The following is a 13,865-nucleotide window of genomic DNA, read 5'->3' as shown; positions in this document are numbered from 1 at the left end:
TTATATTTAATGAGTTATGACAACCTAGAAAAGGCTAAACCACAATGGTTTAGCCATCTTAAAGACCGTTTGACTCAAGAACAGCTCGTGCATGAAGGCTTGGATTTAAATCAGCAATTTACTCAAACCTATTTTATCGCCCATGATTTGGTCAAAGCTTTTCAAAAGCGCGATTATTCAGCCTTTATCACGATTCTAGGCAAAGTAGAAAATGTTAGCCCACAGCTCATGACCACCATCAAAACCTTTATTCGTAACAAACAATTAATAGCAAACATGGCCAGTGGGAACCTGTCAAATGGTCCCATCGAAGGGGTTAATCGAAAAATCAAACAAATTAAACGAACTGCATATGGTTATCGAAACTGGCAAAACTTTATCTATCGCATTCAAGTCTCATTTAAAATCAAAATTACAAAAAAGAACCCAATTCGTAAATGAATTGGATTCTCCAAATTAGTTCTCATCAACACCGGTTGACAAAGAGCCATTTGTTCTCACCTTGGTTCTCTTCTAGCCTTTTCTATAAAAATAGAACCCTGACAAACGTTGATTTGTCGGGGTTCTTATTTTTCGCTACTGTTCTAACTTGCTTTAATAAGGAGAGTACAGGATTTGAACCTGCGCGCCGGTATTAGCCGGTTCGCCGGATTTCGAGTCCGGTGCATTACCACTCTGCCAACTCTCCATGTGGTACTTGAATAGTATAGCATAAAATCGCGGAAGAACAAATAATTATTCAGTAATCTGATTGATTTTCTCTTAATGAATGTGAAATTAATCAGTTTTTATCTTTAGAAGTTGATTTCGTGCTATATGAGTAGGACTAATCCCGATTGATATTTGAGGTGGTCTTCTACTTATGTAGTTTTCGATTCGTCTAACGCGTTATTCACGAGTTGGATGAATAATGATTAGAGTGTTCTAGGTCATTTAAACTAGTCATGTTGATTACCCTGTTATTGAGCCAGCCACCGTTCCATGGTATGCTATTTCCAAGTAAATCGAAGGGGGCCTTCACATGGCGAACATATTAGTAACAACGACTGAACAGATTCCTAATCAGCACTACGAAATTATTGGTGAAGTCTATGGTCTGACGACCCAGTCAAAAAATTTCATTCGCGACATGGGTGCCGGTTTAAAAAGTTTAGTGGGTGGGGAAATTAAGGATTACACCAAGATGTTGAATGAGTCACGGAGAATCGCGATTCAGCGTCTCAAAGACAACGCGGCTGAGATGGGTGCCGATGCGGTCGTCATGATGCGCTTTGATACTGGTTCGATCAGTCAGGATATGCAGTCGGTGGCTGCTTATGGGACTGCAGTTAGATTTGTTGATTAGTTGGGGTAGTCAAAACCTCATGTAATCAATAGTTAAGCGTTTGCAAAACTAACTAATTAAAGCGAAAATTGGTTATAACAAAATCCGTTTAGCCGGGGATTACGGCTAAACGGATTATTTTGTTAAGTTATTCAAAAATGTAGTCGGTTGGTTGTGATTGGACTGCGCCGGTGGAGATTGGTTGACAGCTGATTTGGACGTTAGAATGACAATCCGCACTGAGCGTGGCGATCAGGGTTAAGGGTGAAACGCTGTCGCCAACGCGAACGAGCCAGTTAAACTGACCGCTAGCCGCCATTAACTTGAGTAGGTATGTTTCACCGTTTATGCATCGTAGTAGCATGGCCGTTGACGATAGCCAGCGGACCTCGCCGTCGGTTGGGGCAAAGATTTGGTTATTGTTAAGGTGACGGACCACTAACGTCCGTTGCGAATGCTTAAGTTGCAGGTCACCACCAACTGGTGTCCGAAAAACTGGCTTAACACTACGTCTGAACCCCCACATAAGAACTTCCGCCTCCTTATTCTTTAACCTTCATCTTAAACATACCCTATGGGACGGGTTTCAGGTCAAGGGAATAATCCCATTAAAGGCGCTAGAAATGCTATAATTTTACTATGATGTTGCAATCGAAGGGGGGGTTGTGAATGGATTTCGTAGACTTTCAAAAAATTAGCTTACGACACACACCGTTAGGAACGCGCCAGCAAAAGCCGGTTTTACACGACCGTCAATTGGACTGGCCAAAAATGGCGGCGTTAATTCGTGATAATGCCGACGTTATCCTGCAAGTTGAGGCGGGATTGGCCGAGGATTGGTTGAATACCCACGGAACGATTTGGGATGATCAAGTTGGTTACCACCGTTATCCCAATGACAACCGAGAGTTTGACGATACCGTTTTTTGGGCGGCGTCGACTTGGGCAACACCCGCTATTTTGGTGACGTTTCATAATGAAACTACCCAGGCGTTTAGCTGTTATCGGCGCGGAAAAGACCCGGATTTTCATTATTTAGGAACCCTTGGAGATGCTGAATAGACAAGAAATTGTTAGTTACAAATTGGAGGAATGATTGTGCAAGTAGGAATTGATAAAATTCACTTTGCAACGTCGCACTTATACGTTGATATGACGGAACTGGCTCGTCAGCGTGGCCAGGCACCGGATAAATTTTTGATTGGAATCGGCCAGTCACAAATGGCAGTGATTCCGCCAAGTCAGGATTTAGTCACGCTGGCTGCTAACGCGGCTTACCCGATGCTGACCGCTGAGGACGCTGCTGCAATTGACTTGGTCGTTGTTGGGACGGAATCCGGCATTGACCACTCTAAAGCCAGTGCGATTTACGTTGCCCGGTTATTAGGGTTAAACCGGCGTTGTCGGACCATTGAGATGAAGGAAGCTTGTTACGCTGGCACGGCTGGGGTTCAGTTAGCGAGTGACCACGTTCGCGTTCACCCGGACAAAAAAGCCCTAGTGATTGGGGCGGACGTTGCCCGGTACGGCTTAAACACACCGGGTGAACCGACTCAGGGTGGTGGCGCGGTAGCCATGTTAATTAGTGCCAATCCCCGCGTTCTCGCCATTGATACCGAATCAACGGTCTTGAGCCAAGACGTGATGGATTTCTGGCGACCACCGTACCGAACTGAGGCTTTAGTAGACGGTAAATATTCTTCAAATATTTACATTGATTACTTCCAGGACGTCTTCAAAGGCTATCTCGAGCAAACCGGAACGTCTGCCAATGCTTTTGATGCCTTGATTTTTCACTTGCCATATACAAAAATGGGCTTAAAGGCGCTTCGGAGTGCCTTGCCAATGGTCAGCGAAACCCAGCAACAACGGTGGATTGCACACTTTGAGGCCAGCCGAAAACTTAACCGCTTGGTCGGCAATCTGTATACCGGTTCGTTATATTTAAGCTTGTTATCCTTGTTGATTGCTGATCCTAATTTAAAAGCTGGCGACCGACTCGGGTTGTTTAGTTACGGTTCCGGCGCGGAGGGTGAGTTTTACGGTGCAACGCTTCAAGCGGATTATCAGCAAGGTATCGACCTGGGATTACCGCAACGGTTAGCACGACGTCAACGGGTTGACGTCAGCGCGTATGAGGACTGTTTTAATGGCCAGCTTGCTTGGCAGCCAGCGAATCAAACGTTACCAACTCATAACGATCCACACCGCTTTATTTTAACCGGCCAAAAAGATCAACAACGGCAGTATTTAGATCGATGTAACTAGCAAAAAGGCTTGTCACCGTTAATTGGGACAAGCCTTTTGGTTTATTTTGCTAAATTATTAGTAATGGTTTTACCATCTTTAAAGCTCAGTAGGGTGGTATCAGTCGTGTCGGGTTGTAATAACCGGACCGTGTAGCCAGCAGCGAGATTTTTCTTCATCGACTTCGAGAGTGATTCGAAGTTAGAAGTGATCGTCGTGATGGCTTTCTGGTTTTCAGTCGGGTGCGCCTTGATGATCTTCAGCGACTTAACGTATTTTTTACCGGTTGGCGTAATGGTGAAGGTTTTCGACGACTTATCAAAACTAACTTTTCCTAATTCTTTGTAGTTTTCTTTGAGTTGCTTAAGAATGCTAGCTTCTTTCAACTTCAAAGTCGCCGCTTCACGTTTTTCCTTATCCTTGGTAAAAACGGCTTCTGACGATCCGAACTTTAAACTTTCGCTGGAAGAGCTAGCTGACTCGGAGGTTGACGACGCTTTTTTGGAACTGGCGGCTGTTTGGTTGAATGACCAGTAAGGTAATTTAACGACACCGTAGACGGTCACGATTGCGCTGAGTAGCGCAATGGTTGCTAGAAATTTCCAGCCGCCACCGCTTTGACGGGTAGAAAGGGTTGAAAAAATAGCAAGTAAGAAGACGAGAAAACCAATAATGGCAATAAATAACATGTGACCAACTCCTGGTGTTTGAAATAGTATAATCATTATACCATTGAACTAACGCGGGACTAAAATTGATTTTCAGAAAATCCTAATAATTATTAAAAACCACCAAACTTAACGGTCGTTAAGTTTGGTGGTACGGGGTGTCATAAAAAAGGTCCTAATATAACATATCGCGGTACAGACCAACGACTTTTCCGAGAATTGCGACGTTTTCTAGAATAATCGGTGCCATCGTATCATTTTCAGGTTGCAACCGGTAATGGTCGGCTTCCTTAAAGAACCGTTTGCAAGTTGCTTCGTTTTCATCAGTCATGGCAATGACGATGTCACCGTTGTCAGCGGAACTTTGCCGTCGCACAATCACTTGGTCACCGTTCAAGATACCGATGTTGATCATACTTTCACCACGAATGGTCAGCATGAACAAATCACCACCAAACGACTCTAAATCTTTTGGAATTGGGAAGTAGTCGGTTGCTTCTTGGACGGCTAGAATTGGTTGCCCGGCCGTAACCGTCCCGAGGACTGGAATTTGGTGGGGTTGACTTTCAACCCCGAGCGCGTCGAAACCGGCGGCGGTAACTTCAATGGCGCGTGGTTTAGTTGGGTCCTTTTGAATTAAGCCCTTTTTTTCCAAGCGGGCGATGTGCCCGTGAACGGTCGAAGTCGAAGATAGGTCCACGGCTTCACCGATTTCACGGACGGTTGGCGGGTATCCTTTTTCATTGACGCGTTCATAAATAAAACGAAGAACCGCCATTTGTTTGCTTTCCGATGTTTTACTCATCTTGGCACCTCATTATTAATTTCAATTAGTTGTTAAACCAATTGTAGCATAGCTTTTCACCGCTTTCAAACAAATGTTCGGTTGACAAATACTTTTGATTGATTTACGGTCTGAAATCAGGTATTCTATCCTTGTTTTGAAAGGAGTTCACATCTTGATCTCAAAAGAATTATTAAACCGGATTAACGAGTTAGCCCACAAGGCCAAGGCCGAGGGGTTAACTGAATTAGAAAAAGCCGAACGGCAAGAGTTACGGCAAAAGTATCTGCAAGAATTTCGGGAAGGTTTCCGGCAACAAGTTGAATCTTTGCAAGTCTTCGATAAGCAAGGTAACGAAGTAACCCCCGAAAAAGTTCGTCAGGTACAACGCGAACGCGGCTTACGAAACGATTAACCGTTTTCAGGAAAATTTGTTAACTGACAAATTTTCCTTTTCTTTTATTATTAATTTGTGTAGACTAGTTTATTGAAGACTGTAATAAGGGAGGGGAATGACTGTGAGTACTGGTATTTGGATCTTAATCGTGGTCTTAGGTGTCCTAGTTGGCTTGACCGGTGGTTTCTTTGGTGCGCGGCACTACATGCAAAATTACTTGAAACAAAATCCACCAATTAGCGAAGAAATGCTACGCAGCATGATGATGCAAATGGGTCAACGCCCGTCTGAAAAGAAGCTGCATCAAATGTTAAACTCAATGAAGGCCGCTTCACGTAACGATGGGAAGAAGTAGTTTCAATTGAGCCGGGGGTGTTGGCAAGTTGCCAACCCTTTTTTTATTGAAAAAGACGTCCATCTTAGTGGGCGTCTTTTTGACTGGCTGGATCCACGTATTTAAAATTGGGGTCGATTAGCTGATCTAAGTCGCTAAAGGCCGTTAGCATTTGCTGCTCGATTTGTTTTTGGCCGGCGTCGTCTAATTTTAGTTTGCGGTCGACGTAGATTGGTTGACCGAAACGTACGGTAACCGGTTTGCGTGAAAATAACCGTTTAAAGGTCAATGGCCCTTGATAAACGGTCGGGACGAGGGGCACCCCGGCCATCTTGGCGATCACCGTGGCACCGCCCTTAAGTTGTTGCGAGTGCCGGGTCCCTGATGGAAACATGATCAGCGATAGCTTGCCCTTACGCAGAAACTTGACTGGCGTCTTAATGGCGGAAGGCCCCGGGTGCTGTCGGTCCACCGGAAACGCGTTGGCATGCGTTAAAATAAACCGCAATACCGGGTTTTTAAAAAGTTCTTCCTTAGCCATGAAACTGAATTTCATCGGACTACCAGCTAACGCGTAGTATAGCGGATCAAACCAGGTCCGGTGCGGTCCCACTAGGATGTAAGTGCCCTTAGGTAGATTTTCGCGCCCCTGATAATTAGGCCGCCCGTTGATAATGGTGATGATTAAGCGGACGAGTCCGCGCATAAATGAATAGAACATCGCGCTCTTCCTTTCGTTAAATCACTGCTCACAGTATGACGAAATTTTCAGGTTTCTGCAAGTGAATTGTATGATATGCTTGCAACGGTAAGAAAGAAAAGAGGGACAGTATGGTCAAAGTGCAACTAAACGCTGATGAGCGAATCGACCAGTTATATAGTAAAAATATTCAGATCATTCAAAGCCCGGATGTCTTTGCCTTTTCACTTGACGCGGTTTTATTAGGCGCGTTTGCACAACCGGTGAGGGCCGCTAGCGGGCAAGTTGTCGACCTGTGTGCGGGTAACGGGGCGGTCGGTTTATTTGTTAGCGAGGCAACTAGGGCGCACATTACGGCGGTTGAAATCCAGCCCCGGCTAGCAGATATGGCCCGTCGTAGTGTGACGCTAAACGGTTTGGATGAGCAAATCACGGTGGTCAACGCGAACTTGCTCACGATCACTGAGCGGGTCCCCAAGGATTCGGTGGACACCGTGCTATGTAACCCGCCGTACTTTAAAAACCAGCCAACCAGTGTGAAGAACCCGAACCACTACTTGGCAACCGCTAGACACGAGCTATCGGCCGACTTAGATCAAATTATGGCGGTGACGAGTGATTTGCTCAAAATGAACGGTAAGGCTTACTTCGTGCACCGACCGGAACGTTTGGACGATCTCTTTGCAACGATGGCCGCCCACCGCCTGGCACCGAAACGCTTACGGTTTGTCCATCCCAAGGCTGACCGGGAAGCCAACATGGTTTTAATTGAGATGATTAAGGATGGTAAATCCAACGGTGTCCGTGTTCTGCCACCGCTGATCGTCTATCAAACTGACGGAACCTACGGAAAAGAGGTGCGCGACTTACTTTATGGCCGACAAGACTAAAAAATATTACTTTTACGTGTTACTTTGTGCGGACCAAACGCTCTACGGTGGCTTTACCGATGACCTGGCGCGACGGTTGGCCACCCATAACGCGGGGAAGGGCGCGAAGTACACCCGGCCGAAGACCCGGCGCCCGTTGAAAATGATCTACCATGAAGTTTTCAATGATAAGTCGTCGGCGTTGAAGGCTGAATACGCCTTCAAACACCAATCTAGAGCTGCCAAGTTAAAGTACTTGGCGGGGCACAATGTGAAAATTTAGTGAAGTTTTCATAATTTGTCATTTTAATTCTGACATTTACTGTTATAATGTGTAATGTATCAATATATAGGAGGAATTCTTGTAATGAAAATTATTGCATATGCTGTACGTGATGACGAACGTCCTTTCTTCGATACTTGGATGAAAGAAAACCCAGACGTTGAAGTTAAGTTAGTTCCCGACTTGCTTACTGAAGAAACTGCCGAAATGGCTAAGGGCTTTGATGGTGCCGATGTATACCAACAAAAGGATTACACCGCTGCCGTTTTAAACAAATTAGCTGACGAAGGTGTTAAGAACATTTCTCTTCGTAACGTTGGTGTGGATAACTTGGACGTTGCTACGGTTAAAGATCGTGGCTTGAACATTTCCAACGTACCTGCATACTCACCAAATGCGATTGCTGAATTATCAGTAACTCAATTAATGCAATTGTTACGTCGCACTCCAGAATTCAACAAGAAGTTGGCTAAGCAAGACTTCCGTTGGGCTCCAGATATCTCCAAAGAATTACACACGATGACCGTTGGGGTTGTTGGTACTGGTCGGATCGGCCGCGCTGCCATTGACATCTTCAAAGGTTTCGGTGCCAAGGTTATTGGTTACGATGTTTACCGTAACGCTGAACTTGACAAGGAAGGTATGTACGTTGATACCTTGGACGAATTATACGCCCAAGCTGACGTTATTACGTTACACGTTCCTGCATTGAAGGATAACTACCACATGTTAAACGCCGATGCCTTCAGCAAGATGAAAGATGGCGCCTACATCTTGAACTTTGCGCGTGGGACACTCATCGATTCAGAAGACTTGATCAAGGCCTTAGACAGTGGCAAAGTTGCCGGTGCCGCCCTTGACACTTATGAATACGAAACTAAGATCTTCAACAAGGATCTTGAAGGTAAGACGATTGATGACAAGGTCTTCATGAACTTGTTCAACCGTGACAACGTATTGATCACACCACATACGGCCTTCTACACTGAACCAGCCGTTCACAACATGGTTCACGTTTCAATGAACAGCAACAAGCAATTCATCGAAACTGGTAAAGCTGACACGCAAGTTAAGTTTGACTAATTTCAGTTAATTGTAAAAGCCCCGTCGTTAATTCGACGGGGCTTTTTTGCAGCAAAAAACCCGCTCAACTTGTGAGCGGGTCGGACTAATTTGGGTTAAAGGGTAGCTGCTTGGGATAGCGCTAAGAGCAGCTCGTTAAGTTCGTCCGGACTTTGAATAATTTGATCCGGGACGACGGCCGGTTTAACCTGGTCATTTTGGCGGTGATTAAACCAAAACGTTTGCCAACCAGCGTGCTTGGCACTGGTCATGTCTAACGTAGCGTTGTCACCGACGTAAACGGCTTCGGTGGCCTTGATGCCAACGTGGTGGGCCCAGGTCGTAAAAATTGAAGGATCCGGCTTAGCGATACCGAGTTCTTCAGAGATGTAAATGTGGTCTGGGTGCACATAATGTTCGACTTGCAACTGGTGAAGCTTGTCGCGTTGGATTTGTGCCGGTCCGTTCGTAATGATGCCAATCTTAAAGCAGCGGCTCAGCTTAGTCAAAACGTCGGCTAAACCGCCAAATAGTTGAATATGTTGTAGTGCGGCGTGGTAGGCCATTTGGAACTGAATGGCCCAATCCGTTGTAATTGGTTGGGTATCGACGCTGGCAAGTGCGTGCCGAATGCGGGCAGTTTGCCAAGCTTCTAGACTAAGTGCCTGGCTGCTGACTTGCTCGAAAGTTTCGTCATTGAATTCGTGGAAGCGTTTAAATACGTGTGCCACTTCTGCTGGCGTGAGTGCCCGGGAAAAAGTTTGGGCGAGCGCGGTACTGAATGGTGCCTTTTGATCATAAAGGGTGTCATCCAGATCAAAAATGATGGCTTTTATCATTTTAATTGAGCCTCCTATGCGAAATAGTATTTTAGCACACTTTCTAAAAATCACAAATTGGCGTGAAAATTGCTTGCAAGCGGGGCCATTATTCGTTATACTAATTTTCGGTGCTAAACCAATTCACACTCAACGTGATGGTGACGGTAGTGCTCGGGAGAGTTCCGTCATCAAGTGAGCGTTGGGGATGATCAAAACAAATTTTTTGGAGGAACATTTATCATGGCTGTTATTTCTATGAAACAATTGCTTGAAGCCGGTGTCCACTTTGGTCACCAAACTCGTCGTTGGAACCCAAAGATGAAACCATACATCTTTACGGAACGGAACGGTATCTACATCATCGATTTACAAAAGACGGTGAAGATGATCGATTCAGCTTACAACTTCGTTAAGGACGCTGCCGCTGACGATGGCGTTATCTTGTTTGTTGGGACTAAGAAGCAAGCCCAAGATTCAATCGAAGAAGAAGCAACCCGTGCGGGTCAATACTACGTTAACCACCGTTGGTTAGGTGGGACTTTGACCAACTGGAACACCATCCAAACTCGGATCAAGCGTCTTAAAGACTTGAAGAAGATGGAAGAAGACGGGACTTTCGACCGTTTACCTAAGAAGGAAGTTTCATTATTAATCAAGCAACGTGCTAAGCTTGAAAAATTCCTTGGCGGTATCGAAGACATGCCTCGGATTCCAGACGTTATCTTCATCGTTGACCCTCGTAAGGAACAAATCGCGGTTAAGGAAGCTCAAAAGCTGAACATTCCGATCGTTGCGATGGTTGATACGAACACTGATCCAGATGACATCGACGTTATCATCCCATCAAACGATGACGCTATCCGTGCCGTTCGTTTGATCACTTCTAAGATGGCTGACGCTGTCATTGAAGGTCGTCAAGGTGAAGACGACGACGTTACTGAAGACTCATTCAAGGGTAACAAGGACGCTAAGTCTGCTGACTCCTTAGAAGACATCGTTGAAGCCGTTGAAGGCGACAACGACAAGAAGGCTGACAACAAATAATTAACGAAATAATTAGGCTGTCTAAAAAATCGTGGACCGTATCGGCCTGATTTTGCGGGCAGCCTTTTATCTAAAAATTTACCTACTCAAAGGAGAGTAAACTTATGGCAAAGATTTCTGCAGCACAAGTTAAAGAACTTCGTGATAAAACCGGTGTTGGTATGATGGACGCCAAAAAGGCGTTAGTTGAAACTGAAGGCGACATGGAAAAGGCCGTTGACGTTTTACGTGAAAAGGGCGTTGCTAAAGCTGAAAAGAAAAGCGGCCGCGTTGCTGCTGAAGGGATGGCTGCCGTTGCCGTTAAGGGCAATAAAGCTGCCATCGTGGAAGTTAACTGTGAAACTGATTCAGTTGCCTCAACTGACAAATTCAAGGACCTGGTTGCTGAACTTGCCGACAAGATTGCCACTGAAGAACCTAAGACCGTTGATGACGCCTTAGCATTATCAACTGCTAACGGGACAGTTAAGGACGACATTATCGAAACGACTCAAGTAACTGGTGAAAAGATCAGCTTACGTCGTTTCCAAGTTATCGAAAAGGGCGATGACCAAAACTTTGGTTCGTACTTGCACAACGGTGGCTTGATTGGTGTCTTGGTTGTCTTAGACGGTGCTGACGAAGCGACTGCCAAGGACGTTGCCATGCACGTTGCCGCAATTAACCCAGAATACGTTAACCGGACGCAAGTACCTGCTGACCGTTTAGCACACGAAAAAGAAGTCTTGGTTAAGGAAGCCTTAAACGAAGGCAAGCCTGAAAAGATCGTTGAAAAGATGGTTGAAGGTCGCTTGAACAAGTGGCTCTCAGAAATCAGCTTAGACGATCAAGAATTTGTTAAGGATTCTGACCAAACGGTTGCCCACTTTGTTGAATCAAAGGGTGGCAAGGTCAACACCTTCGTTCGTTTTGAAGTCGGTGAAGGAATCGAAAAGAAGACTGATAATTTCGTTGACGAAGTTATGGGCCAAATCAAGGACTAATTAGTTCGATTGGAGGGGGATTATGACAGAACGTCGTTTTGTCATAATCCCCCTTTTGTGGTATAAAAACGGTTTTTTTACGACCGGAGTCGATGTCCGGTATAACGACTATTAATAGTATGGTAAAATGGATACAGATAATTTCGAGGAGGACAAAACGATGTCGGAAGTTAAATACAAGCGTGTGATCCTAAAGCTGAGTGGTGAAGCCCTTGCAGGTGAAAAGGGTTTTGGGATCAACCCGCCCGTGATTAAAACGGTCGCAGAAGAATTGAAAGACGTTTACGACATGGGGGTACAAATTGCCATTGTCGTTGGCGGTGGGAACATGTGGCGTGGTGAAGCCGGTGCTCAAATGGGAATGGAACGGGCCCAGGCTGATTATATCGGGATGCTCGCAACCATCATGAACGCCTTAGCACTGCAAGACAACTTGGAATCCATTGGTGTGCCGACCCGCGTGCAGACGTCGATTGAAATGCGCCAAATCGCTGAACCGTACATTCGCCGTAAAGCAATGCGGCATTTGGAAAAGCGCCGGATCGTCATCTTTGCCGGTGGGACCGGGAGCCCGTACTTCTCAACGGACACGACCGCCGCGTTACGGGCTGCGGAAATTAGTGCCGATGCCATCTTAATGGCTAAGAACGGCGTTGACGGCGTTTACTCAGCCGATCCAAATAAGGATAAGAACGCGGTCAAGTTTGATACGCTGACTCATCTTGATATTATCAATAAAGGCTTACAAGTCATGGATACCACCGCTAGTTCATTGTCGATGGATAATGATATTCCGGTCGTCGTCTTTAACTTGAACAAGCCGGGTAACATTCGAAAAGTCGTTGCCGGAGAACACATCGGAACGACAGTTAGGGGGAAATAACATGGCAGTCACAGAACCAATCTTAAAAGACGCGCAAGCGCGCATGAAAAAAGCGGAAGGTGCCCTTCAACGGGAACTTGGTAACATTCGGGCGGGACGTGCGAACGCCTCACTTTTGAACCGGATTTCCGCAGACTATTACGGGACCCAGACACCGTTGAACCAAATGGCCGCAATCACGGTTCCGGAACCACGGGTTTTAATGGTAACGCCGTTCGATAAGAGTGCCTTAAAAGAAATTGAAAAGGCCATCTTGGCATCGGACCTCGGTATTAGCCCGGCTAACGACGGTAGTGCCATTCGCCTAGTGATTCCACAACTGACTGAAGAACGTCGTAAGGAACTTGCTAAGGACGTTAAGGCTGAAGGTGAACGTGCGAAGGTTGCCGTTCGCAACGTTCGTCGGGACGCGATGGATGCTTTAAAGAAGGGCCATAAGGACGGTCAGTTTACTGACGACGACTTGCGTCAACTTGAAAAGCAAACGCAAAAGCTCACCGACGACGCTGGTAAGGCCGTTGATGACATTGTTGCGGACAAAGAAAAAGAAGTCTTGGAAGGCTAATTTAGCTTACGTTTCCTTAAAGGTTTGAAGAAATTCAAGCCTTTTTTTGTTGACGAATAGTTAAACGCGTCGTTTTTTGGTAAAATAGTGCTTAGTTAAGCAATTTTTGTGGAGGTGCGAATTGTTCGGTTTTTTAAATAAAGAAGATCCCGCCGATAACGACAACGTGACGCTAGATCCGCAGCGGATTCCAGCGCACGTTGCGATTATTATGGACGGAAATGGTCGTTGGGCCAAGGCCCGGCACTTACCGCGGGTTGCTGGCCATAAAGAAGGTATGAATACCGTCAAAAAAATCGCAATCGCGGCCAGTGACCTCGGGGTGAAGGTGCTGACTTTGTACGCGTTTTCAACCGAAAATTGGAAGCGTCCGAACGACGAAGTTAATTACCTGATGCAGCTACCGGTCAGTTTCTTTGATACCTTTGTGCCGGACCTGGTTAAAAATAACGTTCGCGTCGCGGTTATGGGGTACGTGGATAAATTACCCGCAGCGACGCAGAAGGCCGTTCGTGATGCCATCGAAGATACTAAGGATTGCGATGGTATGGTGTTGAACTTCGCGTTGAACTACGGGTCACGGGCTGAAATTGTTAGCGGCGTTCAGGCGATTGCTGAAAAGGTGGCTACGGGTGAGTTAGCACCACAAGCCATCACGAGTGCAACCCTCGATCAAGCCTTGATGACGGCACCGCTTGCACCGTACAATGATCCGGACGTTTTGATTCGGACCAGTGGTGAGGAGCGCATCTCAAACTTTTTACTTTGGCAAATCGCGTACAGTGAACTAGTCTTTACCGACGTGAAGTGGCCTGATTTTACGGCCGCAACCCTCAAGGCCTGCCTGGCTGACTATCAAAGTCGTGACCGGCGCTTCGGTGGGTTGACGGATAAAAAATAA

At 45.9% G+C, this 13,865-nt stretch carries 19 protein-coding genes and 1 tRNA gene; 14 read left to right on the top strand and 6 right to left on the bottom strand.

Going from position 1 to position 13,865, the window contains the following annotated elements; genetic code table 11:
• Positions 1 to 441 (top strand): transposase (locus tag FFM82_RS03185; RefSeq protein WP_137644426.1); only part of this gene is annotated, 441 nt, incomplete at its 5' end.
• A gap of 159 nt (positions 442 to 600) precedes the next feature.
• Here the strand turns inward: FFM82_RS03185 and FFM82_RS03180 are convergent.
• A tRNA-Ser gene (locus tag FFM82_RS03180) sits at positions 601 to 688 on the bottom strand.
• Between the two features lie 333 nt (positions 689 to 1,021).
• Here FFM82_RS03180 and FFM82_RS03175 point away from each other — a divergent pair.
• Complete coding sequence (locus tag FFM82_RS03175) at positions 1,022 to 1,345, top strand: heavy metal-binding domain-containing protein (RefSeq protein ID WP_137644425.1); 324 nt, start codon at positions 1,022 to 1,024, stop codon at positions 1,343 to 1,345.
• 127 nt (positions 1,346 to 1,472) lie between these two features.
• Here the strand turns inward: FFM82_RS03175 and FFM82_RS03170 are convergent, their stop codons facing one another.
• Positions 1,473 to 1,850, bottom strand: coding sequence for a hypothetical protein (locus FFM82_RS03170; RefSeq protein WP_137644424.1), 378 nt, complete (start codon positions 1,848 to 1,850; stop codon positions 1,473 to 1,475).
• A 143-nt stretch (positions 1,851 to 1,993) separates the two neighbouring features.
• On the opposite strand from FFM82_RS03170, the gene FFM82_RS03165 reads away from it, so the two are divergent.
• Positions 1,994 to 2,386, top strand: coding sequence for a hypothetical protein (locus tag FFM82_RS03165; RefSeq protein WP_137644423.1), 393 nt, complete (start codon positions 1,994 to 1,996; stop codon positions 2,384 to 2,386).
• A gap of 36 nt (positions 2,387 to 2,422) precedes the next feature.
• Entirely contained in the window at positions 2,423 to 3,592 is a 1,170-nt protein-coding gene (locus tag FFM82_RS03160) for a hydroxymethylglutaryl-CoA synthase (protein ID WP_137644422.1), read from the top strand.
• A gap of 41 nt (positions 3,593 to 3,633) precedes the next feature.
• On the opposite strand, the gene FFM82_RS03155 is transcribed toward FFM82_RS03160, so the two are convergent.
• Positions 3,634 to 4,260, bottom strand: a complete 627-nt coding sequence (locus FFM82_RS03155; protein WP_137644421.1) for a hypothetical protein — start codon at positions 4,258 to 4,260, stop codon at positions 3,634 to 3,636.
• Between the two features lie 154 nt (positions 4,261 to 4,414).
• Entirely contained in the window at positions 4,415 to 5,044 is a 630-nt protein-coding gene (gene lexA, locus FFM82_RS03150) for a transcriptional repressor LexA (protein ID WP_137644420.1), read from the bottom strand.
• Between the two features lie 154 nt (positions 5,045 to 5,198).
• Between lexA and FFM82_RS03145 the strand changes: the two genes are divergently transcribed.
• Both FFM82_RS03145 and FFM82_RS03140 read left to right on the top strand, forming a co-directional pair.
• Positions 5,199 to 5,438 carry a DUF896 domain-containing protein gene (locus FFM82_RS03145; RefSeq protein ID WP_137644419.1) on the top strand — a complete coding sequence of 80 codons (240 nt, stop codon included), beginning with the start codon at positions 5,199 to 5,201 and terminating at the stop codon, positions 5,436 to 5,438.
• A 97-nt stretch (positions 5,439 to 5,535) separates the two neighbouring features.
• Complete coding sequence (locus FFM82_RS03140; RefSeq protein ID WP_137644418.1) at positions 5,536 to 5,775, top strand: YneF family protein; 240 nt, start codon at positions 5,536 to 5,538, stop codon at positions 5,773 to 5,775.
• Positions 5,776 to 5,839: 64 nt separating this feature from the next.
• Here the strand turns inward: FFM82_RS03140 and FFM82_RS03135 are convergent, their stop codons facing one another.
• A complete protein-coding gene (locus tag FFM82_RS03135; RefSeq protein ID WP_137644417.1) occupies positions 5,840 to 6,475 on the bottom strand; it encodes a lysophospholipid acyltransferase family protein in 636 nt (211 codons plus the stop codon).
• Between the two features lie 110 nt (positions 6,476 to 6,585).
• Between FFM82_RS03135 and FFM82_RS03130 the strand changes: the two genes are divergently transcribed.
• The 3 genes from FFM82_RS03130 (at position 6,586) to FFM82_RS03120 (ending at position 8,689) form a co-directional block, all read left to right on the top strand.
• Complete coding sequence (locus FFM82_RS03130) at positions 6,586 to 7,344, top strand: tRNA1(Val) (adenine(37)-N6)-methyltransferase (RefSeq protein ID WP_137644416.1); 759 nt, start codon at positions 6,586 to 6,588, stop codon at positions 7,342 to 7,344.
• Positions 7,328 to 7,606, top strand: a complete 279-nt coding sequence (locus FFM82_RS03125) for a GIY-YIG nuclease family protein (RefSeq protein ID WP_137644415.1) — start codon at positions 7,328 to 7,330, stop codon at positions 7,604 to 7,606. Before FFM82_RS03130 ends, FFM82_RS03125 begins: the two co-directional genes overlap by 17 nt.
• Before the next feature lie 84 nt (positions 7,607 to 7,690).
• Positions 7,691 to 8,689 (top strand): D-2-hydroxyacid dehydrogenase, encoded by a 999-nt coding sequence (locus FFM82_RS03120; protein ID WP_137644414.1) that lies wholly within the window; start codon positions 7,691 to 7,693, stop codon positions 8,687 to 8,689.
• 95 nt (positions 8,690 to 8,784) lie between these two features.
• Here the strand turns inward: FFM82_RS03120 and FFM82_RS03115 are convergent, their stop codons facing one another.
• The gene (locus FFM82_RS03115; RefSeq protein ID WP_137644413.1) at positions 8,785 to 9,507 is read right to left on the bottom strand and encodes an HAD family hydrolase; all 723 of its coding nucleotides are present in this window, start codon (positions 9,505 to 9,507) and stop codon (positions 8,785 to 8,787) included.
• A 222-nt stretch (positions 9,508 to 9,729) separates the two neighbouring features.
• On the opposite strand from FFM82_RS03115, the gene rpsB reads away from it, so the two are divergent.
• The 5 genes from rpsB to uppS all read left to right on the top strand — a co-directional run bounded on the left by rpsB (position 9,730) and on the right by uppS (position 13,865).
• Complete coding sequence (gene rpsB / locus FFM82_RS03110; RefSeq protein ID WP_137644412.1) at positions 9,730 to 10,533, top strand: 30S ribosomal protein S2; 804 nt, start codon at positions 9,730 to 9,732, stop codon at positions 10,531 to 10,533.
• A 104-nt stretch (positions 10,534 to 10,637) separates the two neighbouring features.
• The gene (gene tsf, locus FFM82_RS03105; protein ID WP_137644411.1) at positions 10,638 to 11,516 is read left to right on the top strand and encodes a translation elongation factor Ts; all 879 of its coding nucleotides are present in this window, start codon (positions 10,638 to 10,640) and stop codon (positions 11,514 to 11,516) included.
• A gap of 160 nt (positions 11,517 to 11,676) precedes the next feature.
• Complete coding sequence (gene pyrH / locus FFM82_RS03100; protein ID WP_225425592.1) at positions 11,677 to 12,399, top strand: UMP kinase; 723 nt, start codon at positions 11,677 to 11,679, stop codon at positions 12,397 to 12,399.
• 1 nt (position 12,400) lies between these two features.
• Positions 12,401 to 12,964: a ribosome recycling factor gene (frr, locus tag FFM82_RS03095; protein WP_137644409.1), complete on the top strand. Its 564-nt coding sequence runs from the start codon at positions 12,401 to 12,403 to the stop codon at positions 12,962 to 12,964.
• Between the two features lie 121 nt (positions 12,965 to 13,085).
• Positions 13,086 to 13,865: an undecaprenyl pyrophosphate synthase gene (gene uppS / locus FFM82_RS03090; protein WP_137644408.1), complete on the top strand. Its 780-nt coding sequence runs from the start codon at positions 13,086 to 13,088 to the stop codon at positions 13,863 to 13,865.

It is taken from the genome of Lactiplantibacillus plajomi (genome assembly GCF_005405405.1).
Classification (GTDB): Bacteria; Bacillota; Bacilli; order Lactobacillales; family Lactobacillaceae; genus Lactiplantibacillus; species Lactiplantibacillus plajomi.
The sequence above is the reverse complement of the archived record's forward strand: the minus strand, read 5'-3'. Positions and strand labels throughout refer to the sequence as shown.

What these genes read in the sequence shown, in the direction of transcription:
- FFM82_RS03170 (WP_137644424.1), bottom strand. Translation starts at nt 1,850, where the DNA reads ATGTGGGGGTTCAGACGTAGTGTTAAGCCAGTTTTTCGGACACCAGTT.
- FFM82_RS03155 (WP_137644421.1), bottom strand. Translation starts at nt 4,260, where the DNA reads ATGTTATTTATTGCCATTATTGGTTTTCTCGTCTTCTTACTTGCTATT.
- FFM82_RS03125 (WP_137644415.1), top strand. Translation starts at nt 7,328, where the DNA reads ATGGCCGACAAGACTAAAAAATATTACTTTTACGTGTTACTTTGTGCG.
- lexA (WP_137644420.1), bottom strand. Translation starts at nt 5,044, where the DNA reads ATGAGTAAAACATCGGAAAGCAAACAAATGGCGGTTCTTCGTTTTATT.
- tsf (WP_137644411.1), top strand. Translation starts at nt 10,638, where the DNA reads ATGGCAAAGATTTCTGCAGCACAAGTTAAAGAACTTCGTGATAAAACC.
- FFM82_RS03165 (WP_137644423.1), top strand. Translation starts at nt 1,994, where the DNA reads ATGGATTTCGTAGACTTTCAAAAAATTAGCTTACGACACACACCGTTA.
- FFM82_RS03135 (WP_137644417.1), bottom strand. Translation starts at nt 6,475, where the DNA reads ATGTTCTATTCATTTATGCGCGGACTCGTCCGCTTAATCATCACCATT.
- pyrH (WP_225425592.1), top strand. Translation starts at nt 11,677, where the DNA reads ATGTCGGAAGTTAAATACAAGCGTGTGATCCTAAAGCTGAGTGGTGAA.
- FFM82_RS03120 (WP_137644414.1), top strand. Translation starts at nt 7,691, where the DNA reads ATGAAAATTATTGCATATGCTGTACGTGATGACGAACGTCCTTTCTTC.
- FFM82_RS03175 (WP_137644425.1), top strand. Translation starts at nt 1,022, where the DNA reads ATGGCGAACATATTAGTAACAACGACTGAACAGATTCCTAATCAGCAC.
- FFM82_RS03140 (WP_137644418.1), top strand. Translation starts at nt 5,536, where the DNA reads ATGACTGTGAGTACTGGTATTTGGATCTTAATCGTGGTCTTAGGTGTC.
- frr (WP_137644409.1), top strand. Translation starts at nt 12,401, where the DNA reads ATGGCAGTCACAGAACCAATCTTAAAAGACGCGCAAGCGCGCATGAAA.
- FFM82_RS03115 (WP_137644413.1), bottom strand. Translation starts at nt 9,507, where the DNA reads ATGATAAAAGCCATCATTTTTGATCTGGATGACACCCTTTATGATCAA.
- rpsB (WP_137644412.1), top strand. Translation starts at nt 9,730, where the DNA reads ATGGCTGTTATTTCTATGAAACAATTGCTTGAAGCCGGTGTCCACTTT.
- FFM82_RS03130 (WP_137644416.1), top strand. Translation starts at nt 6,586, where the DNA reads ATGGTCAAAGTGCAACTAAACGCTGATGAGCGAATCGACCAGTTATAT.